We start from the raw sequence: 22,914 nt of genomic DNA, 5'->3' as shown, positions 1-22,914 counted from the left end.
TTTACAGGTGTTTTGCTCCTGCAAGCGCATCTGCTGCGTTAAAAAGTCTCGTAAGATGTTTATTCAAGCTTGCTGCATTTTTTGCCCGGCATCAGCATTTTCAGGAACAAAAATCCCCTCATAAACGACACATCAGAACACTCTAGCGGGCATCTCTGATGCGGTAATAGGCGGCACCGATAACCGAGGCGGGTATGTGCAGGTAGCGGCCGCCGATGATGTTGCGGTGGTGCAGGTTTTCAAAACGGTTGAGGCGGCTGCTGTCGCCGAGAATGGCTTCGGCAGCGGCCAGCCCGGCAATACCGGTCAGCGCCATGCCGTGGCCGGAATAGCCTTGCATGAAGTAGAGCCGGTTGTTGAGGCGGCCGAAATGCGGCGCCAGGTTGAGGGTGATGTCGCAATCGCCGCCCCAGGCATAATCGATGCGGGCTTTTTCCAGCTGCGGAAAGACTTTGAGCATGTCGCGGCGTACGGCTTTGGCCATGCGGCGGGCATCGTGTATCAGCTCGCTGTCTTTGCCGCCGAAAAGCAGGCGGCCGTCGGCGCTGAGGCGGTAGTAGTCGAGAATATGGCGGTTGTCGCAAATGGCCATATTGTTGCGTATCAGGCTGTGCGCGGCTTCGCCCAGTGGCTCGGTGGCGATGATGAAAGTGCTGACGGGCATGGCTTTGCGGGTGAGCGGGCGCACGGTGCGGCTGCGGTTGAGGCCGGTAAAGGTGTTCATGGCAAACACAACTTGCTTGCACTCGATACTGGCTTGAGGTGTGTATACGATGTAGCCGTTGCTGCCTTTGGGCGTAAGGCGTACAAACGGGGTGTGCTCGTAGAGACGGGCGCCTGCGGCGGCGGCGGCGCGGGCAATGCCGAGTGTGTAGTTGAGCGGGTGCAGGTGGCCGGAGCGCGGGTCGTAGAGGGCGCCGCGGTAGCGTTCGCTGCTGAGGTGTTGTTGTAGGCGGTTGCTGTCCCACAGCTCGAAATGTTTAACACCGTAGTGTTGTTGGGCGTGTTGCTGCCAGTCGACCAAGGCATCGAGATGCTTGGGGCGGATGGCCACGGTGGCATAGCCGCGCGTCCAGTCGCATTCGATATGGTATTTGCATATGCGCTCGTCAACCAGCTCGACGGCATCCAGTGATTGCTGCCAAAACCATTGTGCCTGCTCCAGGCCGAGCTGACGTTCGATTTCGCCGATGCCGCAGGCGTAGTCGCTGATAACTTGGCCGCCGCTGCGCCCGGAGGCGCCGTAGCCGATGCGTGCCGCTTCGATAACCGCTACATCATGGCCTTGTTCGGCCAGCGGTAGGGCGGTACACAAGCCCGAGAGGCCGCCGCCGATGATGCAGGTGTCGGTTTTCAGACGGCCTTTCAGGGCGGGGTAGCTGTCATCGGTGTTGATGCTGCTGTGATAATAAGAAGCGATGCGGTTTTGGAAAAATGGGGTTTGCATAAAAAGCGAATGTTTTTTCAGACGGCCTTTGATTATACGCCTATCATTTCAGGCCGTCTGAAATGCAAGCATCAGAAAAGGTTTTATCCGGTTAAAAAAATAAAAAAACGGCTGCGGTATAGCGCAGCCGTTGTGCGGTTTGCCGTTAAGATTGGCCGGCCTGCTCCAGCGCCAGTTTTTCCTGACGGTAGGCTTCGGCAGCTTCGCGTTCGCGGCGGGTGGCCTGGCGCATCATGTAATAATTGATGAGAATGACCAGCGTGCCGACAATGGCAATCAGAATCGTGGCCAGCACATTCATCTGCGGGTCGAGGCCGAGTTTGATTTTCGAGAAAATCACTTGCGGCAGTGTCGACGAGCCGGGGCCGGAGAGGAAGGAGGTAATCACCAAGTCATCAAGCGAGAGCGTGATGCCGAGCAGAAAGCCCGAGGCGATGGCCGGGGCAATCAGCGGCAGGGTGATCACAAAGAAAATTTTCAGCGGCCGGGCGCCCAAATCCATGGCCGCTTCTTCCAGCGATTGGTCGAGTTCGGTCAGGCGCGAGCGGATGACCACGGTAATGTAGGCCATGCACAGGGTGGTGTGGCCGAGGAAAATGGTGAAAAAGCCGCGGTCGAAATAGAGCCAGCTCAATAATTCGCTGCTTTGCAAAAACATCTGCACCTGAATAATCAGCAGCAGCATCGATAAGCCGGTAATCACATCGGGCATCACCATCGGTGCAGACACCATGCCGGCAAACAGCGTGCTGCCGCGAAAGCGCTTGATGCGTGCCAGCGCGTAGCCGGCGAGGGTGCCCAATACTACGGCGGCAAACGATGACACCAGAGCGATGCGCAGCGACAACCAAGCTGCTTCGAGAATGGTGCTGTTTTGCAGCAGCGCGCCGTACCATTTGGTGGAAAAACCGCCCCAAACGGTCACCAGCTTAGATTCGTTAAACGAATAAATTACTAGCACAAATAAGGGGATATACAAAAAGGCCAAGCCGATAAACAGCATCAGCTTTAAAAACCAGGAAAGCTTGTGATTCGACATTTAGCGGCCTCCTTCTTCAATTTCACGGTTTTCGTAGCGGTGGAACAGGGCGATCGGAATCACCAGCAGCGCCACCATCACTACTGCTACGGCAGAGGCCAGCGGCCAGTTGTTTTGATCGAAGAATGCCTGCCACAACACTTTACCGATCATCAGGTTTTCCGGGCCGCCTACCAGCTCGGGAATCACAAATTCACCAACCGCGGGCACGAATACCAGCATCGAGCCGGCGATGATGCCGGTTTTGGAAAGCGGCAGCGTGATGGTGAGAAACGCTTTGATCGGGCCGGCGCCCAAATCAGAAGCGGCTTCGAGCAGGCGCCCGTCGAGTTTCACCAATTGGGTGTAGAGCGGCAGAATCATAAACGGCAGATAGGCATATACCATCACCAGGTTCAGCGAAAAAGCGTTGTAAAACAAATCTAAAGGCTGGCTGATGATGCCGTATTCCTGCAAAAAATTATTGATGATGCCGTTGTGGCCGAGCAAGCCCATCCAGGCATACACGCGCAGCAGAAACGAGGTCCAAAACGGCAGCATAATGGCCAGCAGCAGGCCGTTGCGGATGGAAGGATTAGCGCGTGAAATGGCGTAGGCAATCGGATAGCCCAACAGCAGACAGATGAGCGTGGTGGTCAGCGCGGTTTTAATCGACAGCCAATAGGTGAGCAGATAAATGTTGCTGCCGCGCCCGTCGGCAAACGGGTTGAGCATCTGGCCGAGGGAAGACCAGAAGTTTTGAAAGATATCGGCATAGTTTTGATAGCTGAGCGCGATGTGCAACCGCCCCATGTCGGGATCAGTGGTGACCAGCTGCGAATAGGGCGGAATGGCGATTTCCTGCTCGGCAAAGCTGATTTTAAACACAATCACAAACGGTATCAAAAACAAAACCAGCAGCCAGGCATAAGGAATGCCCACCACCAGGCCTTTGCGCGGCTTGGCTGAAAAAGAGCGTTTCAGTTTGGTGAAGGTCATGGTGTGTCTTTCTTAACGCAGCAGCGGAGTCGGCTGGTTTTCCGGCCAATTGATATACACGGTTTCTTCCCAGGTGGGCGGGGTGATGTTGCGCACATACCAATAAGGTGCGGGCACCTGGCTTTTCACAATGCGGCCGTTGGCCAGCTTGACATGATAAATGGCAAAGCTGCCCAGATAGGCGATTTCTTCCACAGTGCCTTGCGCCCAGTTGTAGTTGCCCATACTTTCCGGTTTTTCTTTGTATAAATCAATGTCTTCGGGGCGGATGCTGATCCACAGGTCTTGCTCGGTGGGGCCGCCCAAACCGTGGTCGATGCGTACCGGCGCTTCTAGCTCGGGGCATTGGATGATGGCGTAGTCGGCATGGTCTTCTATTACCGTGCCTTCAAAAATATTGGTTTCACCGATAAATTCGGCGGTAAAACGGCTGTTGGGGAAATCATACACATCGCTCGGCGTGCCCACCTGCTGCAACTGGCCTTCCGACATAATCGCCACGCGGGTGGCCATGGTCATGGCTTCTTCTTGGTCGTGGGTAACCATGATGCAGGTCACGCCCACTTGTTCGAGCGTGTTTACCAGCTCAAGCTGGGTTTGTTGGCGCAATTTTTTATCGAGCGCGCCCAGCGGTTCGTCGAGCAGCAGGATTTTCGGGCGTTTGGCCAGGCTGCGGGCCAAGGCTACGCGTTGCTGCTGGCCGCCTGAAAGCTGGTGCGGCTTGCGTTTGGCAAATTTGCTCATCTGCACCAGGCGCAGCATTTCTTCTACGCGCGCATCAATTTCGGCCTTGGGCATTTTGTCTTGCTTGAGGCCGAAGGCGATGTTTTGCTCCACCGTCATGTGCGGAAACAGGGCATAGCTCTGAAACATCATGTTAATCGGCCGCTCATAAGGCGCCATGGCGGTGATGTCTTGCCCGTCGAGAATGATTTTGCCTTGATTGGGCGTTTCCATGCCGGCAAGCATGCGCAGCAGCGTGGATTTGCCGCTGCCGGAGCTGCCCAAAAGGGCGAAGATTTCGTGTTGTTCGATGTCGAGGTCGATGTGGTCGACAGCGTAATTGTCACCAAACTTTTTCACCAACCCCTGAATTTGCAGATAAGGTTTGGCTGAAGACGCGGTGGAGGCAGTCATGGCGGATACTCCGGTAAGGGTGGAATGCGGTAAAACGGGGTGTTGCCGATCATGATAAAGCTGTTTGATGGCAGAAAAGCGCACGGACAGCACGAATCGGTTTTTTGCTGTAAACCTGTAATTATATTAGGCGATGCCTTGCCGGGGCAATATAAAATTGGCAGTATCGGGGATTGGGATGTTTCAACTTCGATTGATGGGTGGATTTTGCCCCTGAAAACGTATCGCTAAATTGATGTTCGGATACTCGGATACCTTGATATGGGCCGGAACAGAAGTGTGCGACGGGCCGGCTTGTATCAAAGGCAAAATATTGTGCCGCCATGCCTGCCCGTGCGCATGAATGATCTTGGCTCGGTTTTCTGCCATCAATTTATTTGAATTGAACGATAGTCTTCTTGTGGTTTTTGTTTGTATGTAAACAATAGCTTGCTGTAAATCGGCGGCTCTTTTTCGGCATTTTCTTATTCCGAACTCGCATTATTAAATGAAAACGTTTCAGGCCGTCTGAAAGATGGAAACTGCCGATGGGCAATCGCTATCTTTCAGACGGCCTGATACTTGTTCGCAAAATAAGCTAACGGCGTTGACCCGCCGGAGCTCGAAGAGGACAAGGCATTAAGCGCCAAGTCAACCAGCCCCGTATGTGTGTGCTGCCTTCAGATCGCTGCCTTATTGGCTGATTTTTGTGAAAGGTATTCAGACCTGCATGACGGCATTTAAGCAGACAGTATTTTCGCCACCACACCGCCCAATGCTTTTTGCCAGTCGGAAGCGCCGATGCCGAATTCAGATTGGATTTTGTTGCAATCGAGCACGCTGTAGGCCGGGCGCGGTGCCGGCGTGGGGTAGTCGCTGCCGGCAATGGCGTGCAGGCGCGGGCTGTTAAAGCCGGCATGATGCTGCTGCGCTGCTTGAAAAACGGCTTGGGCAAAGGCATGCCAGCTGGCCGAGCGGCTGCCGCCATAATGGTAGATGCCGCGCGGAAAAGGCTGTTTGCAGAGCATGTCGATAATGGTTTGAGCCAGATCGCCGGCATAGGTGGGGCAGCCGGTTTGGTCGTCGACAACATATAATTCATCGCGCTCGGCAGCTGCGGCGAGCATGGTTTTGACAAAATTGCTGCCGTATTCGCTGAACACCCAAGCGGTGCGCATAATCAGGCTTTCGGGGTTGGCGGCCAGTGCCAGCAGCTCGCCCGCCAGCTTCGATTGGCCGTAAACGCTTTGCGGTGCCGGGGCGGCGGTTTCGCTGTAAGGCACTTTGCTGTGGCCGTCAAACACATAATCGGTGGAAATGTGGATAAATTTGGCCTGCACGGCGCGGGCGGCGGCAGCCAGATTGTGTACGGCACGGCCATTGACTGCAAAGGCTTTTTCAGGCTCGCTTTGGGCTTTGTCGACAGCGGTGTAGGCGGCGGCGTTGATGATGGCGTCGGGCTGGAAATTGTGCGCCATATTGAGCACGGCTTCGGCATCGGTAATGTCGAGGGTGGCCGAATCGGCGGCAATCAGCTCCCAATCTTCGGGCAGGCGGTCTTTGATGCAGCGGCCGAGTTGGCCTTTGGAACCGGTAAGCAGAATTCTCATTCAATCATTTCCTTCAGGGTTTTGTTTAGGGCATCCCGACTATTTATATATCATCTTTTTGCGTTAAAAGCATAGCTGCTGTGTTAAAAATGCTCGTCAGGTGCTGGTGTTGGTTGCGGTTTTTTCCGACATCTGCGTTTGGGGGAACACTAAACCCCTATGGCGGGCAGATTGTCGGAAAGCTGTGTTTGGCCTGCAAGGGCTCAACGGCTGTAACCGGCTGTAACCCTATTATGAAACAGGCCGTCTGAAAATGGTAGTGCAAAAAGCGAGTGTTTTATTTGGCCGGGGTGTTTTGATCATTCGTTTATGAGGGGATTTTTGCTTCTGGAAATGCAGATGCCGGGCAAAAAACGCAGCAAGATTGGACATCTTGCGAGGCTTTTTAACGCAGCAGATGCGTTTTCAGGAGCTAAAAGCATCCGTAAATCGAGTGGTCAGAACACCCCAAGGGTGTTTTGATCATTCGAAAACATCAGCCGGCCGGTGCATTTGGGTTATTTTGAATAGATATGACTGCATATTTTACCGGCAGGCGGCAAAAGCAGGCGGCAACCGTTTGTCGCCGGCTGTTTTGCGCGGCGGCAGCTTTGGGCTATACTCGCAAAATCTGTTTCAGACGGCCTGAAGTGTTTTTGCAGCGGCCGGCGGCTGGAGCGGTTTGATGATGACTTTTACGGAGTATATTTCATGTTGAAAAAATGGTTGGCCGTTGTGGCCGTGTTTACCTCATTATTTGCTTTGAGCGGTTGCGGCTACAACACCATGCAGTCGCAAGACGAAGCGGCCAATGCGGCTTGGTCGGAAGTGTTGAACCAATATCAGCGCCGTGCCGATTTGATTCCGAATCTGGTCAATACCGTAAAAGGTTACGCCACGCATGAGGAGCAGGTGTTTACCCAGGTTACGGAAGCGCGCAGCAAAGTGGGCAGCGTTCAGATCAGCGCCGATGATGCGGCCGACCCGCAAAAGTTGCAGCAGTTTCAGCAAGCGCAGGGTGAGCTTAGCAGTGCCTTGTCGCGCTTGCTGGTGGTTTCTGAAAACTATCCGCAGTTGAAAGCCGATCAGAATTTCCGCGATTTGCAGGCGCAGCTGGAAGGCACGGAAAACCGTATTTCGCTGGCGCGCAACAATTACATCAAAGCGGTGCAAACCTACAACACCACTCTGCGCCAGTTTCCGCAAAACCTCACTGCCAAAATTTTTGGCATGAAAGCACGCGCAAATTTCAGTGTGGAAAACGAAGCGGCCGTATCCAACGCACCCAAGGTTGAGTTTTAACGAAAGCGTTTCAGACGGCCTTTTCAACATAAATAAGGCCGTCTGAAAAAAGGCCGTCTGAAACACAGAATTATGCTGAAAACTTTATTGCTGTTTGCCGCCACCGCCTTGGCGGAAATCATCGGCTGTTATCTGCCGTATTTGTGGCTGCGCCAGCAGGCACCGGTATGGTTGCTGTTGCCTGCGGCGGCCAGCCTGGCGCTGTTTGCCTGGCTGCTGACGCTGCATCCGACCGCCAGCGGCCGGGTGTATGCGGCTTACGGCGGTGTGTATGTGTGTATGGCCTTATTATGGTTGTGGCTGGCAGACGGTGTGCGGCCCACTTCGACCGACATTCTCGGTGCGGCGTTGTGCCTGGCGGGTATGGCGGTGATTATGGCGGGCGCCCGTGCATAAACAGCGTTCATACCCATTCACAAAATAATCTAACGGCGTTGGCCCGCCTTACTAGCTTACATTTGTGAATGGGCATCAGACGCCCTTTTCAGACGGCCTTTCGATGCTTGAGGCCGTCTGAAAGCGGGTTTCAAAGATACATTCAATGATACATAAGGAAACGCATGTTATCGATTATCCAACGTTGCGGCGCGTTTGCGGCCATGCTGCTGACCGGCATGTGCCTGTTTGCAGCCGATTTGGCCGTCATTCCACCGCTGACTGCGCCGGTGATGGATGGTGCGCAGATGATGCAGCCCGAAGCGCGGGTACAGCTCAACAGCCACCTCACACAATACAGCCGTGAAAAAGGCAGCCAGATTATCGTGCTGACCGTGCCCGCGATTGCGCCGGAAACGCCGTTTGACTACGCCACCCGCGCCATGCAGCAATACGAGCCGGGGCGCAGAGATGTGAGCGACGGCGTATTGCTGCTGCTGGTGCGCGATGAACGCAAAACCCATCTGGCCGTCGGGCGCGGGCTGGAAGGCGCGATACCCGATGTGTATGCCAAGCGGATTTTGGATGATGTGTTGCGCCCGTATCTGCAACAAGGCAAAACCGATGAAGGCATTTACGCAGCCGTCAGCCAGATTGAAAAACTGATTGCCGGCGAAGCGCTGCCTGCGCCTGAGCAACGCAGCGGTTCTGAGGGCGATGGTATAGACGGTTGGATGATGTTGTTGGTGTTGCCGTTTTTTGTGGGTGCATTTTTGAAAGCCGTGTTCGGCCGCAGCTTGGGCAGCCTGCTGACCGGCGGCGCTGTGTTCGGCCTGGTGATGCTGTTGGGTTGGGGGCTGATAGCCGCTATTATTGCGGCTCTTGTCGGCACCGTTATTACCTTTCTGTTGGGCAGCGGGGCATTTATTTCCGGCGGCGGTGGCGGCTTGGGCGGCGGCGGCTTCGGCAGCTCCCGCGGCGGCGGTTGGAGCAGCGGCGGCGGTTTCGGCGGTGGCGGCGGTTTCAGCGGCGGTGGCGGCAGCTTTGGCGGCGGCGGCGCATCAGGAGGTTGGTAATCATGCAAGAGCAAAATAAATTCAAACGCTTATGGCAGCATTGGCTGCATCCGCGCGGCCGGGTGGAGCGTTATTTTCCGACTGCCGGTTTGCAGCGTATCAGCCGCGACATCGGTTTGTCGGAGCAAAAACACACCGGCCAAATCCGCTTTGTGATCGAATCGCGCTACAGCACCGAAGCCGTGCTGAAGCGGCTCGATACCCGCACCCGCGCCTGGCAGTGGTTCGGCGAATTGGGCGTGTGGGATACCGAACACAACAGCGGCGTGCTGGTGTATGTGTCGTTTGCCGATCATGCGGTGGAAATTGTTGCCGACCGCGGCATTGCCGCCAAAGTGGATAGTGAAGAATGGCAGCATGCTTGCGAAACCATATTGAGCGGCTTTAAGCGCGACGAGTTTGTGCCCGGCCTGGCAAACGGCCTGCAAGAAGTTAACGATATTCTGGTGCGCCACTTTCCGCGCAGCACACCGGCGGCGGATAACGAATTGTCTGACGAAGTGGTGTTCCGCTGATTGGTCATCTTGACAACCATGGTCAAGGCCGTCTGAAATATTTTTTCAGACGGCCTTTGTTTGTTGATGTGGTTGAATTTAAATAAATTTATGACAAGAAAGCGAAATGGGGCAGTGATGGTCAGCAGGCTTTAAGACGGTATTTTTATTCATTTGATTATAAAACCCTTCGCTGCGTTGCCCCCACACTGACCTTCCCGTTGGGCCGGGGGAGGCAGCTGCACGCTGAAGCGCCAACCGCATGCTGCCGGACAACTTAATTTCCACCCATCTGACCGGCCGGTTATCATCTGACGCGCACAAAAGTACTATGCGGTAAAGTTTGCCCGTGCGCATTGATAATCTTTACTTATTTGGCCGTGGGAAATTTATTTGAATCTAACCATAGCATTGTGGGTTTAACCCATTGCGTATGTGTTGCAACACCCGATTAAAGCAAGGCCGTCTGAAACGGCATCAGCTTTTCAGGCGGCCTTTAGTCAATCGGGCAAACAATGCTCAGCTATCCGGCATCAGGCGCAAGAATACCTTTATTTATCATTATTTTTTTGCGTTTAACAGCACATGCTGCGGTTTTTGCTTGAAAGCTGCACTGTTTCCCCAAAAATCTGGGTTATTCTGAATAGCCGAATAGCCTAATGACGATATTTCTGCCGCACCACTTCTTTCAAAGGGGCGGCTTCGGCGATTTTTTCTTCGGCTTCCTGTTGATCGTCTGCATCGGCTTCGGTTTCTTCTTGCAGGGCCTCGGCGGCGGGGGAAAACTGGAATTTTCCGTAAATGGGAAAATGGTCGGAGCCGATAGAGGGCAGCACTTTGATGTCGGTCATCATAAAATCGTTGCTGTGAAAAATATGGTCGAGCGGCCAGCGTAAAAACGGATATTTCGCATGAAAGGTGTTGTAAAGGCCGCGGCCTTTGCGCGGGTCGAGCAGGCCGCTGATTTTTTGGAACAAACGTGAAGTGCGCGACCAAGCCACATCGTTGAGGTCGCCAAACACCAACACCGAATGGTCGTGGTGTTCGATTTCCCGGCCGACCAGCAAAAGCTCGGCATCACGATCGGTGGCGGTGTCGGCTTCGGTGGGGCTGGGCGGCATCGGGTGCAGGCAGTAAATGCGTATCCAGGCGCCCGAGCGCAGTTGGAGCTCGGCGTTGATGGAGGGAATGTCTTCGGCCACCCAATGGCGCACTTGTGCGTTTCGCAGCGGCAGGCGGCTGTAAAGATGCATACCGTAAAGATTGTCGAGCGGTATTTTTACGGTGTAGCGATAGGCCAGTTCATGCTCCAGCGGCGCCAGTTGCGCCTCCCACCAGCCGTCGCTTTCCAGCGTCAGCACTACATCGGGGGCGAGGCGGCGCACTTGTGCCAGCAGCAAATCGGCACGGCGGTTGGGTGTGAGCACATTGCTGGTGAGCAGGGAAATGGTGTTGCCGTTGTCTTCGCCGCGGTATTGCAGCACTTCGGGGCGGCTCAGGCGCGTGTAGGCTGCGATTTCTTTGAGCTGGTAGGCAAAGCAGGCGAAATTGAGCACTTCGAAAAGGGTAAACAGCCAGTATTCGTTTTGCTGGAAACAGTAATTCAACACCACACACAGCAGGCTCACGGCGGCAATTTGCAGGCGCGGAAAGTCAAACACGCGAAACAGCCAGTGGTCGTGGTTGACCAGCGGCAGCAGCGTGGCAACAATCGGCAGGGCGAGCAGCGCCAGCAGCAGCCAGTCGCTTGTGGTCAGGTCGGGCATATCGGTTAAGGAAATGTAAAGAAAACTTATCTTAGCTGATTCGGTGTGTCACGGCAATGTAATCCTGACCACAGCGGCTGCCGTTGCGCAGGAAAGGCGGCGGTTAATTATCCCTGCCGCTTGTTCACGGCCTTGTGCATCAGGTGTGGATAAGCAGCTTTGGGGCTTGAAGTTTAACGGGAAAATACCATTGCTTAAAAAGCAGGCAATCAGGCCGTCTGAAAGCAAAAGTGGTGCCGATTGTGCTGATGCCGGTATTTTTTGTTGCCGCAGGCTGTTTGATAAGCGCAATATACACGCCGGTCGGGTACAGCTCTGTGTATGGCCTGTGGATAAATCGGGTGGGTGATTGAATGGAAAAGCAAAAATTTTTATGCTTAAAATTTAGGCAATATTGAGGTTTGCCCACGCAATGTGTTTATGCGGCTGTGTACGGTTTGTGGATAAACCGCCTAAGCCGATATTTTGTTACGATAATTTTAAAATGATTAAAAAATAGGCAATGCCGGTGCCGGCAACTGCGGCGGGCAGGCAAGGCGGGGCAATTGTTATGCAGTAGGATAATCGGGTTTGTTCGCTATATAATTCAGACGGCTTGTTGAAATTAAAGAGAACCTTATGCACATTCTTTCTGCCGAAGCGCGCACCCGTGCGGCACGCGCGCGTTTGAGCAAAAGCCGCCGTTTGGCAACCGGCCTGCTGCTGCTGGCTTGCGGTTTGTTTGTGGTGTCGGCACTGTATGTGAAGCAATACCCCGCATTGGGCTATGTGAAAGCTTTTGCCGAAGCGGCGATGGTGGGGGCGCTGGCCGATTGGTTTGCGGTAACTGCATTGTTCCGCCGGCCGCTCGGCCTGCCGATTCCGCACACCGCCATTTTGCCGCGCAACCAGCACCGCATCGCCGATGAGCTGGGGCGGTTTATCGAAAACAACTTTTTGCAGGGGCGGCCGATTGCGTTGCGCGTGTATCAGGCGGCACCGAGCGCCAAATTATTAAAGCGGCTGGCGGCCGCCGAAACCCGCGAGCGCTGGCTGCCGTGGCTGGCGCAGCAGCTGCCGGCGCTGTTTCATGTGGCCAAACCCGAGCAGGTAGCGCGTTTCGGCGGCATGATGCTGGCCGAACAGTATAGCGGCGACAAAATCGGCAAAACGCTGGCCGATGCGCTGGCGGTGCTCAAATCACAAGGCCTGCATGAAACCTTGTTGTTGGCTTTGATGAAACAGGCACGCCGCTGGCTGCAAGACCCGGAAACGCGCGCACTGCTGGAGCAGAATCTGCACGAATGGGCGGCGCGTATTGAAAGCGATGCGCCCAGTGCGTGGGAAAAAATTAAAGCTTCGCTCAAAGGCACGTTGGTTGACCGCGTCGACGGCTGGGTGGCAGCGAAGGCGCTGGATTGGGCCGATGATTATCTGGCGGCGGCTTTAAACGACCCCGAACACCGCATCCGCCAAGGTTTCGACAGCCAGCTCGACCGTATTGCCGAAGCGCTGCAACATTCGCGCCTGTGGCACAAGCGCTTGGAGCAGGGCAAGATGCAGCTGGCGCAGTCGCCGGCGGTGCAGCAAAGCCTGGCGCGCGGCTGGCGCAGTTTGCAGGCCTGGACGGCGGCGGATGTGCAGAAAAGCGATTCTGTGTGGCTGGTGCAATTAAACAAGCTGCTGGATCATATGCTGGCACAGGCGGCGCAATATCCGCAGTTTATGCGCCGCCTCGATGTGCGCCTGTCGTTGATGGTGCGTGATTTTGTGATGGCATACAAAGACCGTGCCGCGCTGTTTGTGTCGGATAAAGTCAAGGCTTGGGACAGCCGCGAAATGGTGGATAAACTCGAATTGAGTGTGGGCAGGGATTTGCAGTTTATCCGCATCAACGGCACCTTGGTCGGCGGCTTGGTGGGGCTGGTGATTTATGTGGTGTCGGGCTGGTTGTTTTAACGGCGGCACGGGTTGATTTCAGGCCGTCTGAAAGTATACGATGGCTTAAAAAACGTAGTATTATCAATCATCTGGTGTGATATTTTTTAAGCTGCTGCCGACAACCGGGGTTTGTCGACTGCAGGATTCGGCTTTTCAATTGCAAATTTAATCTTTCCTAACTGCAACAGCCGATGTATTCGTGAATCTCTTTTTTTTAACCCATTCACAAAAATAAGCGAACGGTGTTGGTTCGCCTGAGTTGAACTCAAGCGGGAAGTTCGCGGGCGGAGCTTACGCTGCGTCTGCGTTGCCAACCGTTACCGGGCAATTTCATCAAAACAAGGCCGTCTGAAACCGCACTTCACCGTTTTCAGACGGCATTTTGTTTACAATCGTCAATATCTTGTTGACAATGTTAAAATTATTAAAAATTAATTTATTTTAAAATCATATGATTAAATTTTAATTAGATTGTTTAATCGATTTTTTATCAAAATATTTATAGAATTTTTGAAATCATTCTGATATAAATGCTGTCAAGAAAATCAAAAATCAGGAGCAGTAAATGCAGGCCTCAGGTTATTCTCAGGAAAATGTTCATCCGGTGGATGAGCGCCTGCCCAACAGCAGATTATTTGCGTTGGGCTTGCAACATGTGTTGATGATGTATGCCGGGGCGGTGGCGGTGCCGCTGATTGTCGGGCGGGCTTTGCAGCTCACGCCGCAAGAAGTGGCTTTGCTGATTTCGGCCGATTTGTTTTGCTGCGGCATTGTTACTCTGATTCAATCGGCGGGCGCCACGCGCTGGTTCGGCATCAAGCTGCCGGTGATGATGGGGGTAACGTTTGCGGCGGTGGGGCCGATGGTGGCAATGGGTAATGCCAACCCCGGCCATATCGGTGCGCAATATGTGTTCGGCTCGATTATCGGCGCCGGTATTTTGGCGATGCTGTTGGCGCCGCTGGTGAGCCGGATGTTGAAATTTTTTCCGCCGGTGGTAACCGGCACCATCATCACGGTAATCGGCATCAGCCTGATGCGGGTGGGCATCAACTGGATTTTCGGCAACCCTTTCGGCCCGACGGCGCCGCAAATCGTCGACCCGGTGCATGCGGCCTGGCTGGATGCGGCAACAGGTGCAGTGGGTTCGCAAGTGCCTGAAGGCCTGAAGCTGGCGCCTACCTTGGATAATCCGCGTTATGCCACTTTGCAGGGCATGGGGATTTCGGCGCTGGTGATGCTGGTGATTTTGTGTATTGTGAAATTTACCCGTGGTTTTTTGGCCAATATTTCGGTGTTGCTCGGCATTGTGGTGGGGTGTTTGGCGGCCACGGCCATGGGGTTGATGCATTTCGACAAGGTGGCTTCGGCCAAGTGGTTCGACGTGGTGCTGCCGTTTCATTTCGGCATGCCCAAATTCGACCCGATTATGATTATTACCATGACTTTGGTGATGATTGTGGTGATGATTGAGTCGACCGGCATGTTTTTGGCTTTGGGCGAGATGACCGGCCGCAAAGTGGCGCGTGAAGATTTGACCCGCGGTTTGCGCACCGATGGTTTGGGCACTTTAATCGGCGGCATTTTCAATGCTTTCCCTTATACCAGCTTTTCGCAAAATGTCGGCCTGGTTGCGGTAACGGGCGTGCGCAGCCGCTATGTCTGCATCGCCGGCGGCCTGATTCTGCTGGTGTTGGGGCTGCTGCCGAAAATGAGCGCGCTGGTGGAGTCGATTCCCACTGTGGTGCTGGGCGGTGCGGGTATTGTGATGTTCGGCATGGTGGCGGCCACGGGTATCCGTATTTTGGCCAATGTGGATTTCAAACACAATCATTACAACAGCCTGATTGTGGCCGTGTCGATCGGCGTGGGCATGATTCCTTTGGTGGCGCCGAAATATTCGCAATGGATTCCGCATTCTGTCCATCCTTTGATTGAATCGGGCATTGTGTTGGCTTCGATTTGCGCACTGGTGTTAAACGTGTTTTTCAACGGCGCCAACGGCGATGCCGAAGCGGCGGCGGAAGCGGCCAAGCAGGCGGATGCGGGTTGATGCAGGTTTTGGCGTAAACACAGTTTTTGTTGATGGCTGAGGCTTCAGACGGCATGGTAGGTTTTTGCCGTCTGTTTTTTATGTGTAATACCCATTCACAAAAGTAAGCTAACAAGGCGGCGAGCCGAAGACAGTACAGATAGTACGGCAAGGCGAGCCAACGCTGTTAGGTTATTTTTGTGAATGGGTATAAAACGCCGGTAAACGCGAGTGCAACAGTCTCTAGGGTGTCCTGATGTGTCGATTTATGGGTGTATTTTGCCCCTGAAAACGTATCTGCTGCGTTAAAAAAACCTCACAAGATGGTCAATCTTACTGCGTTTTTTGCCTGGCACCTGCATTTCCAGGAATAAAAATCTCCTCGTAAACAATACATCAGGACACCCTAACCTGATTTTATCTTTCAGACGGCCTTTAATCGGAAAAAATAGCGTAAACTGCCTGCTGTTTATATGAGAATGATTTTTGAACAGGAAGGGTTTATGTATCCAGGCGAGCGTTTTAATGCTTACAGCCATTTGGTCGGTGCGGTATTGGCCGTTATCGGCACCGTGTTGCTGCTGGTTAATGCGGCGCAAACGCAGGATTTGTATAAAATCATCAGCTCGGCGGCTTACGGCACCTGCCTGATTGTGCTTTATGTCGGCTCCACCATTTACCACAGCGTGCGCCACCCGGCGGCCAAAGGGGTGTTGCAGAAAGTGGATCATTGCGCGATTTATCTGCTGATTGCCGGCAGTTATACGCCGTTTACCTTGGTCACCCTGCACGGCGCCTGGGGTTGGTCGCTGTTTGGCGTGTCGTGGGGGCTGGCGCTCTTCGGCATCGTGCAAGAGCTGACCATCGGCCGCAAGAGCGAGCGGCGCTTGTTGTCGATGGTGCTGTATGTGGTGATGGGCTGGCTGGTGGTGGTGGCCATGTATCCGCTGCTGAAAACCATGTCGGGTTGGGGGCTTTTCTGGCTGGTGCTCGGCGGCCTGCTTTACAGCGGCGGTATTTATTGGTTTATCAATGATGAAAAAATCAAATACGGCCACGGCATTTGGCATTTGTTTGTGCTCGGCGGCAGTTTGGCGCAGTTTATTTGTGTGTATCTTTATGTGATTTAAGATTTTTTAAGTTGTTAATGTTGTTAATCATGCAGGCCGTCTGAATACAATGTTTTCAGACGGCCTGATATATTGCGGGCCACCAAGGGGGCAAGTTTGTATTTCTGTGTTATTGATAAAGCCTTAATGTTGCAATCGGTGCAGCAGTTGCGAGTATTATGATGCGCTCTGCCGCACCTGCACCGGCCGGTCAAACAGATTGACGCCGCCTTTCACGCCGAAATCGAGCGTGGTCACGTTATACGCAATCTCAATGTCTGCCTCGGCAAAGGCTTTTTTCAACTGCATAATCACGTCGCTTTTGGCCTGCATATAATGCTGGTAGCGTTCGAAATCAATCCAAAACCAAATTTGAAACTGATAAGCCGAATCGCCGATTTCAGTAAAATAAACCGCGATATCGTCTTTGTCGGCCACGCAATCCATGCTTTTTACCGCCGCAGCGGCCACACTTTGCACATGCGCCAGATCATCGCCGTAAGAAACGCCGGCGGATAAGGTAATCCGCCATTTGCCCGGCGCCGAGTAATTGACAAACACGCCGTTATACACCAGTTGGTTCGGCACGTAAGCCACTTGCCCTTCGATGGTTTGAATCGCGGTGGTAACCAGCCCGATTTCCCGCACAGTGCCCACGCAGTTGTTGATGCTGACCCATTGCCCCACTTCAAACGGGTGTTGCGATTTGAGCAAAAAGCCGGCAAAGGCATTGGAGGCAATGTCTTTAAACGCAAAACCCGCAATAATGCCCACAATGCCGGCGCCGGCCAGCATGTGGGTGATAAAGCCGGCCAGATTTAAAATTTCCAGCGCCAGCACGATGCCAGAAAAACAGATTAGCCCGTATACCAGCGAGCCGATGAGCTTGCCGATTTTGTTGTCGGGAAACAGGCGCGCATACACCCGCACGGCCGCCCGGCTCAGCAGGCGTGCCAATACGTAAAAAACTGCCAGCACAATCAGCGCCGATATGATATCGGGCAGGGTTTCCCACAGATGCGTGCGCCAAGTGTCCAACGCACGGGTGGCCGGCAGTAAAGTTTCCTGCTTTTGCATAGGCTGTTACTTTTTGATGAGATAGAGAAAGGGCTATTATAGTGAAATCAGCCGCTATCTGCATTGTGTAGGGTATCCCGACAAATTCGATTTACCGGTGCTTTTTGCTCCTGAAAACGCACCTGTTGCGTTAAGAAGCCTCGCAAAATGCCAAATCTTGCTGTGTTTTTTGCCCGGAATCTGTACTTTTATCATAAAAAATATGAATAATTCTGGATTATCAGAACACCCTGGCGCCAAAACCCGAGGCCGTCTGAAAAACTGTTTTCAGACGGCCTCGGGTTTGATTGCACTACGGTTTATTTATTCAGTTTATTTATTGCGGCTGAAGACCATTTTGGTGGCCTGCCAAGCCACGCAGCAGGCGCCGCCGATAAAGATGAGGTCGGCAATGGTGCGTACCCAGCGCAAGGTGTCGAGCAGCTCTTGTTGCATAAAGCCTTCGCTGCGGGCATACCACAAGCCTTGCGAAATGCTGGCGTAGGCTTGAATCACACCCACCGGCAGCAGGCTGATGACAATCATCAGAGTCAGGCCGATATTGAGCAGCCAGAAGCCCCAAGTCATCAGCTTGTCGTCAAACTGCACGTCGGGTCGGATGTAGCGGGCCACCAGCAAAACGAAGCCCAGTGCTAAGAAGCCGTAGACACCAAACAGAGCGGCATGCGCGTGCACGGCAGTGGTGTTGAGGCCTTGCAGGTAAAAGAGTGAAATCGGCGGGTTGATCAGGAAGCCGAATACGCCGGCACCGATCATGTTCCAGAAAGCCACCGCCACAAAACACATCAGCGGCCAGCGCAGGCGTTTGGCCCACGGTGCGGCATTTTGGTAAGACCAATGTTCGTAAGCCTCACGGCCCAGCAAAATCAGCGGAACCACTTCTAGCGCAGAGAATGATGCGCCCACCGCCATCACCGGTGTGGTGGTGCCTGAAAAATACAGATGGTGGAAAGTGCCGGGCACGCCGCCGACCATAAACAGGCTGGCTGCCACCAAAGAGGCCACGGTTGCCATTTTTTTGGTTACCAAACCCATGCTGTAGAAAATAAAGGCCAGCGCAGCAGTGGCAAATACTTCAAAGAAGCCTTCCACCCACAAATGCACCACCCACCAGCGCCAGTATTCCATCACAGTCAGGCTCGAATGTTCGCCATACATCAGGCCGGGGCCGTAGAACACGCCCACGCCGATCATAGAGGCCACAAAAATAGCCAGCAGGTTTTTATCGGTGGATTTGTCTTTAAAGGCAGACACGGTGCAGCGCAACATCAAAAACAGCCACAACAGCAGGCCGACAAACAGCAGAATCTGCCAGAAACGGCCAAGGTCGAGGTATTCGTAACCTTGGTGGCCGAACCAGAAGTTGAGGTTGGCCGGCATGATGTGGCTCAGGGCAAAGAAGTTGCCGGCGTAAGAGCCGCCCACCACGATAAACAGGGCGATATACAGCAGGTTGACGCCCAAAGCTTGGTATTTCGGGTCTTTGCCGCCGTTAACAATCGGCGCCAGAAACAGGCCGGCGGTCAGAAAGCCGGTGGCAATCCAGAAAATGGCCGACTGAATGTGCCAGGTGCGTACCAAGGCATAGGGGAACCACTCGGAAAGGTTGATGCCGTAAAACTGCTGGCCTTCCACAGTGTAGTGGGCCGTGATGCCGCCGAGCAGCACTTGCACCACAAACAGCGCCACTGTCAGAAACACATATTTGCCCAAGGCTTTTTGCGACGGCGTCAGCACCACTTTTGAAATCGGGTCTTCGCCGGGGCCGGTCAACTCATGCGGCTCTTTGCTGCTCAGGAACGAGAAACCCCAAACCAGCAGGCCGATGCCCAACAGCAGGAACACAAGCGATGCAAACGACCACATATAGTTTTCCGGCGTGGGCACGTTGTTGATTAAAGGCTCGTGCGGCCAGTTATTCGTGTAGGTAGCATCATGATCGGGGCGGTTGGTAGAGGCGACCCATGAGGTCCAAAAGAAGAAATTGGTGAGCTTTTGGCGCGCTTCTTCGCTCGGCAACGTGCCGTTTTTCATGGCGAAGTGTTCACGGGTGGTAATCATGGCAGGATCATCGCCATACAGCGTGATGTAGTAGGGCGCAATACTTTCAATCGCCTTGATGCGGGTGTCGGACAACACCACTTTGCCGTCATCGCCCATGCGGCTCTGATTGCGGTATTCATCGCTCAGGCGTGCGCGCAGGTCGGCTTTGGCAACATTATCCAGCTCATCATAAGGCTTGCCGTGTTCGGCTTGGGCGGTGATTTCCAGCCAGGCCGTCAATTCGCGGTGCAGCCAATCGGCCGTCCAGTCGGGTGCTTGGTAGGCGCCGTGGCCGAGAATCGAGCCCAGCTCCATACCGCCGGTAGATTGCCAGGCCGATTGGCCGGCGAGAATGTCTTCTTTTGTTAACACCACTGCGCCCGAGCTTGAAACATATTGCTGCGGGAAAGGCGGTGCTTTGCGGTAAACCTCGACACCTAAGTAGCCGAGTAGGGAAAAAGTAATCGTCAGCACGGCAATCAGCGCGCACCAAAGCTTTTTATACTGTCCCATTTTGTGCTCCTGAAAAGGGTTATTGGGTGGTTTAAAATTCATCTTATATGAATGTTAAAGATTGTATCACGGCTTTTTTTGAAAGAACAGCTTTTCAGACGGCCTTTTTGATAAGTGCTTATCTTGCTTGTGTTTAGAATGCAACACTCGGGCAGGAAGCAGCTTAACCTTTGCTAACCCGGTGTTGCGGTTGGGGAAATAACGCTGCTGAAGCTATTACTTCAGGCGGATTTCTACTACGACTAAAGCAGTATATGTTATGAAAAGATGTATATTTTATGAATTAATTGACCTGAATCAAAAACGACAACACACAGTTACACCATAATCGTAAAAAACAGTAAAGCAGCACCTCCAACAGTAAACCAATAAGGAACCACACCATGAAACGCCAAACCTTAGCCGCCTTAATTGCCTCAGCATTTGTGATGTCCGCCTGCGGCCAACAGGCTGCGGAAAAACCGGCAGAGCCGGCGCAGGCTTCTGCTGCCGAACAGAGCGCCCAAAATCAGGAGCCGCAAGGCGAGTTGCCGGTGATTGATGCGGTGATGACCCACGCGCCCGAAGTACCGCCGCCGCTTGACCGCGATCATGCCGCCAAAGTGGTGGTGAAAATCGAAGTGGTTGAAAAAGTGATGCAGATGGCCGACGGTGTCGACTATAAATACTGGACCTTCGGCGGCGATGTGCCGGGTCAGTTTATCCGCGTGCGCGAAGGCGACCAGGTCGAAGTGCAGTTTTCCAACCGCCCCGATTCCACCGTGCCGCATAATATCGACTTTCACGCAGCCACCGGCCCCGGCGGCGGTGCGGCCGCATCGTTTACCGCGCCCGGCCACACTTCAACTTTCAGCTTCAAAGCGCTGCAACCGGGTCTTTATATCTACCACTGCGCCACCGCGCCGGTGGGTATGCACATCGCCAACGGTATGTACGGCCTGATTTTGGTCGAGCCTAAAGAAGGTTTGCCTAAAGTAGATAAAGAATTTTATGTGGTGCAGGGCGATTTCTACACCAAAGGCCAATACGGCGAACGCGGCCTGCAACCGTTCGACATGGAAAAAGCCATTAAAGAACAACCCGATTATGTGGTGTTCAACGGCCATGTCGGCGCGATTGCCGGCGATAATGCGCTGAAAGCCAAAGTCGGCGAAACCGTGCGCATGTATGTGGGCAACGGCGGCCCGAATCTGGTGTCGTCTTTCCACGTAATCGGTGAAATTTTCGATAACGTGCATGTTGAAGGCGGCGATTTGATCAATAAAAATATTCAAACCACGCTGATTCCTGCCGGCGGCGCGGCCATTGTCGACTTCAAACTGGATGTGCCGGGCAGCTACACGCTGGTCGACCACTCGATTTTCCGTGCCTTCAACAAAGGCGCATTGGGTCAGCTGGTGGTGGAAGGCGATGAAGATAAAGCGGTGTTCTCCGGCAAAATCAGCGACACTGTTTACCAGCCTGAAGGCGGTGCTATCCAAACCGTGCCGCTTACTGCCAGTGAAGCACAGCGGGTAGAAGAGGGCCCGGCCAAAGCCACCAATAAGGAAGAGCAAATCAAGCTGGGCAAAGCCGTGTATGAAGCCAACTGCCTGGCCTGCCACCAAGCCAGCGGTCAAGGTGTGGAAGGCGCGTTCCCGCCGCTGGCCAAGTCGGATTATCTGGCGGCCGACACCAAGCGCGGCATTCATGCCATTTTGCGCGGCGTGAGCGGCAAGATTACCGTAAACGGCAAGGAATATAACAGCGTGATGCCGTCTGTGGCTCTCAACGACGACCAAGCCGCCAATGTGCTCACTTATATTCTGAACAGCTGGGGCAACAACGGCGGTCAGGTTTCGCCTGCCGAAGTAGCCGCAGAGCGCAACGCCAAATAAGCGTGCAGGCCGTCTGAACGTCAACCGGTTCAGACGGCCTTTTCTGATATTGATGAATGTTTTTCAGACGGCCTGTCGTGGCAAGCGCTTCATCAAGAGGCCGTCTGAACAGCAGTTTGAAAGCATAAACCGACAGCAGTATAACTTGTATGGTATCCGGCCTGCCGCCTTATCCGCTTGCTTTTTGCATGCGCAGGCAAACAGAGTGAGCCGGATGCAACCGAGATGCCGACCATAACGACAGCCACCACCAAAAGGGCGCAACATGAACACCCGCACCATCACACAATGTTTCATTTTCGGCATGGTTTTTGCCGGCGGCGCAGCAGCGGCCGAAATGGCCAAAATCAGCGCCGGCAGCTACCGTCCGCTGTATTTGAAAAAAGACACTCCCATGGTTTCGGTGAAGCCTTTCCGGCTCGACAAACTGCCGGTTACCAACCGTGAATTTGCCGCGTTTGTGCAAAAAAATCCGCAATGGCAGCGCGGCAAAATCAGCAGCCGCCAAGCAGAGGCAGGTTATTTGCGCCAGTGGGTGAAAAGCGGCGGCAGCTATGCACCGGCAGCGGCTGATTTAAACAAACCGGTAACCAATGTATCGTGGTTTGCCGCCCACGCCTATTGCAGCGCCCGGGGCAAACGTTTGCCCACCATCGATGAATGGGAATATGCAGGCATGGCTTCCGCCACCCGTAAAAACGGCACCAACGAAGCCGGCTACACCCGCACCATTCTTAATTGGTATGCCGAGGGCAGCAGCAAAGGTTTGCGTGATGTCGGCAAAGACCGGCCCAATTATTGGGGCGTATCCGATATGCACGGCCTGATTTGGGAGTGGACTGAAGATTTCAACAGCAGCCTGCTTGCTTCCGGCAGCGCCGATGCCAATATGTTTTGCAGCGGCGCCGCCATCGGCACGGCCGACCCGAGCGATTATGCCGCTTTTATGCGCTACGGCATCCGCACCAGCCTGCAAGCCAAATTTGTGCTCAACAACTTGGGTTTTCGCTGCGCTCAATAAAGTTTCCTGCTCTCTCCATTAACCAAAGCAGCTTGGGCGGTACGGTCAAACGTATCGCCTTTTTTTTTGAATACAGCCGTTCATATTCATGTATACGTTTATAAAAGTAAGCTGTAAAGACGGCAAGGCGAGCTAGGATG

Annotated in this window: 18 protein-coding genes; 10 read left to right on the top strand and 8 right to left on the bottom strand. The window is 53.7% G+C overall.

Features of this window, described 5'->3' with window-relative positions; translation table 11 throughout:
* Nucleotides 1–142: 142 nt before the first annotated feature.
* The 5 genes from LVJ83_RS10190 to rfbD form a co-directional block, all read right to left on the bottom strand.
* Nucleotides 143–1,447 carry an NAD(P)/FAD-dependent oxidoreductase gene (locus LVJ83_RS10190; protein ID WP_244784391.1) on the bottom strand — a complete coding sequence of 435 codons (1,305 nt, stop codon included), beginning with the start codon at nt 1,445–1,447 and terminating at the stop codon, nt 143–145.
* Between the two features lie 145 nt (nt 1,448–1,592).
* A complete protein-coding gene (locus tag LVJ83_RS10185; RefSeq protein ID WP_244784390.1) occupies nt 1,593–2,486 on the bottom strand; it encodes an ABC transporter permease subunit in 894 nt (297 codons plus the stop codon).
* Nucleotides 2,487–3,464: an ABC transporter permease subunit gene (locus tag LVJ83_RS10180; protein WP_244784389.1), complete on the bottom strand. Its 978-nt coding sequence runs from the start codon at nt 3,462–3,464 to the stop codon at nt 2,487–2,489.
* Between the two features lie 12 nt (nt 3,465–3,476).
* Nucleotides 3,477–4,601, bottom strand: a complete 1,125-nt coding sequence (locus LVJ83_RS10175; RefSeq protein ID WP_244784388.1) for an ABC transporter ATP-binding protein — start codon at nt 4,599–4,601, stop codon at nt 3,477–3,479.
* Between the two features lie 719 nt (nt 4,602–5,320).
* Complete coding sequence (rfbD, locus tag LVJ83_RS10170) at nt 5,321–6,190, bottom strand: dTDP-4-dehydrorhamnose reductase (protein ID WP_244784387.1); 870 nt, start codon at nt 6,188–6,190, stop codon at nt 5,321–5,323.
* 309 nt (nt 6,191–6,499) lie between these two features.
* Here rfbD and LVJ83_RS10165 point away from each other — a divergent pair, with 309 nt between their 5' ends.
* From LVJ83_RS10165 to LVJ83_RS10145, 5 genes are all read left to right on the top strand, one after another.
* Nucleotides 6,500–6,652 (top strand): hypothetical protein, encoded by a 153-nt coding sequence (locus LVJ83_RS10165; protein WP_244784386.1) that lies wholly within the window; start codon nt 6,500–6,502, stop codon nt 6,650–6,652.
* Between the two features lie 228 nt (nt 6,653–6,880).
* A complete protein-coding gene (locus LVJ83_RS10160; RefSeq protein ID WP_244784385.1) occupies nt 6,881–7,471 on the top strand; it encodes a LemA family protein in 591 nt (196 codons plus the stop codon).
* 72 nt (nt 7,472–7,543) lie between these two features.
* The gene (locus LVJ83_RS10155) at nt 7,544–7,867 is read left to right on the top strand and encodes a YnfA family protein (RefSeq protein ID WP_244784384.1); all 324 of its coding nucleotides are present in this window, start codon (nt 7,544–7,546) and stop codon (nt 7,865–7,867) included.
* Between the two features lie 164 nt (nt 7,868–8,031).
* On the top strand, nt 8,032–8,922 hold the full coding sequence (locus LVJ83_RS10150) for a TPM domain-containing protein (RefSeq protein ID WP_244784383.1): 891 nt from the start codon (nt 8,032–8,034) through the stop codon (nt 8,920–8,922).
* Nucleotides 8,923–8,924: 2 nt separating this feature from the next.
* Nucleotides 8,925–9,437, top strand: coding sequence for a TPM domain-containing protein (locus LVJ83_RS10145; protein ID WP_244784382.1), 513 nt, complete (start codon nt 8,925–8,927; stop codon nt 9,435–9,437).
* A gap of 635 nt (nt 9,438–10,072) precedes the next feature.
* Here the strand turns inward: LVJ83_RS10145 and LVJ83_RS10140 are convergent.
* Nucleotides 10,073–11,182, bottom strand: coding sequence for an endonuclease/exonuclease/phosphatase family protein (locus LVJ83_RS10140; protein ID WP_244784381.1), 1,110 nt, complete (start codon nt 11,180–11,182; stop codon nt 10,073–10,075).
* Nucleotides 11,183–11,800: 618 nt separating this feature from the next.
* Here LVJ83_RS10140 and LVJ83_RS10135 point away from each other — a divergent pair.
* The 3 genes from LVJ83_RS10135 to trhA all read left to right on the top strand — a co-directional run bounded on the left by LVJ83_RS10135 (nt 11,801) and on the right by trhA (nt 16,264).
* Complete coding sequence (locus tag LVJ83_RS10135) at nt 11,801–13,120, top strand: DUF445 domain-containing protein (RefSeq protein WP_244784380.1); 1,320 nt, start codon at nt 11,801–11,803, stop codon at nt 13,118–13,120.
* Between the two features lie 547 nt (nt 13,121–13,667).
* The gene (locus tag LVJ83_RS10130) at nt 13,668–15,155 is read left to right on the top strand and encodes a nucleobase:cation symporter-2 family protein (protein ID WP_244784379.1); all 1,488 of its coding nucleotides are present in this window, start codon (nt 13,668–13,670) and stop codon (nt 15,153–15,155) included.
* A gap of 482 nt (nt 15,156–15,637) precedes the next feature.
* Nucleotides 15,638–16,264: a PAQR family membrane homeostasis protein TrhA gene (trhA, locus tag LVJ83_RS10125; protein ID WP_244784378.1), complete on the top strand. Its 627-nt coding sequence runs from the start codon at nt 15,638–15,640 to the stop codon at nt 16,262–16,264.
* 156 nt (nt 16,265–16,420) lie between these two features.
* Here trhA and LVJ83_RS10120 read toward each other — a convergent pair whose 3' ends face one another.
* Nucleotides 16,421–17,320: a mechanosensitive ion channel family protein gene (locus LVJ83_RS10120; protein WP_244784377.1), complete on the bottom strand. Its 900-nt coding sequence runs from the start codon at nt 17,318–17,320 to the stop codon at nt 16,421–16,423.
* 312 nt (nt 17,321–17,632) lie between these two features.
* Entirely contained in the window at nt 17,633–19,876 is a 2,244-nt protein-coding gene (locus LVJ83_RS10115) for a nitric-oxide reductase large subunit (protein WP_244784376.1), read from the bottom strand.
* A gap of 383 nt (nt 19,877–20,259) precedes the next feature.
* Here LVJ83_RS10115 and nirK point away from each other — a divergent pair, with 383 nt between their 5' ends.
* Nucleotides 20,260–21,753: a copper-containing nitrite reductase gene (gene nirK / locus LVJ83_RS10110; protein ID WP_244784375.1), complete on the top strand. Its 1,494-nt coding sequence runs from the start codon at nt 20,260–20,262 to the stop codon at nt 21,751–21,753.
* Between the two features lie 265 nt (nt 21,754–22,018).
* The gene (locus tag LVJ83_RS10105; RefSeq protein ID WP_244784374.1) at nt 22,019–22,774 is read left to right on the top strand and encodes a formylglycine-generating enzyme family protein; all 756 of its coding nucleotides are present in this window, start codon (nt 22,019–22,021) and stop codon (nt 22,772–22,774) included.
* Nucleotides 22,775–22,914: the final 140 nt, after the last annotated feature.

Source organism: Uruburuella testudinis, assembly GCF_022870865.1.
Classification (GTDB): Bacteria; Pseudomonadota; Gammaproteobacteria; order Burkholderiales; family Neisseriaceae; genus Neisseria; species Neisseria testudinis.
The sequence above is the reverse complement of the archived record's forward strand: the minus strand, read 5'-3'. Positions and strand labels throughout refer to the sequence as shown.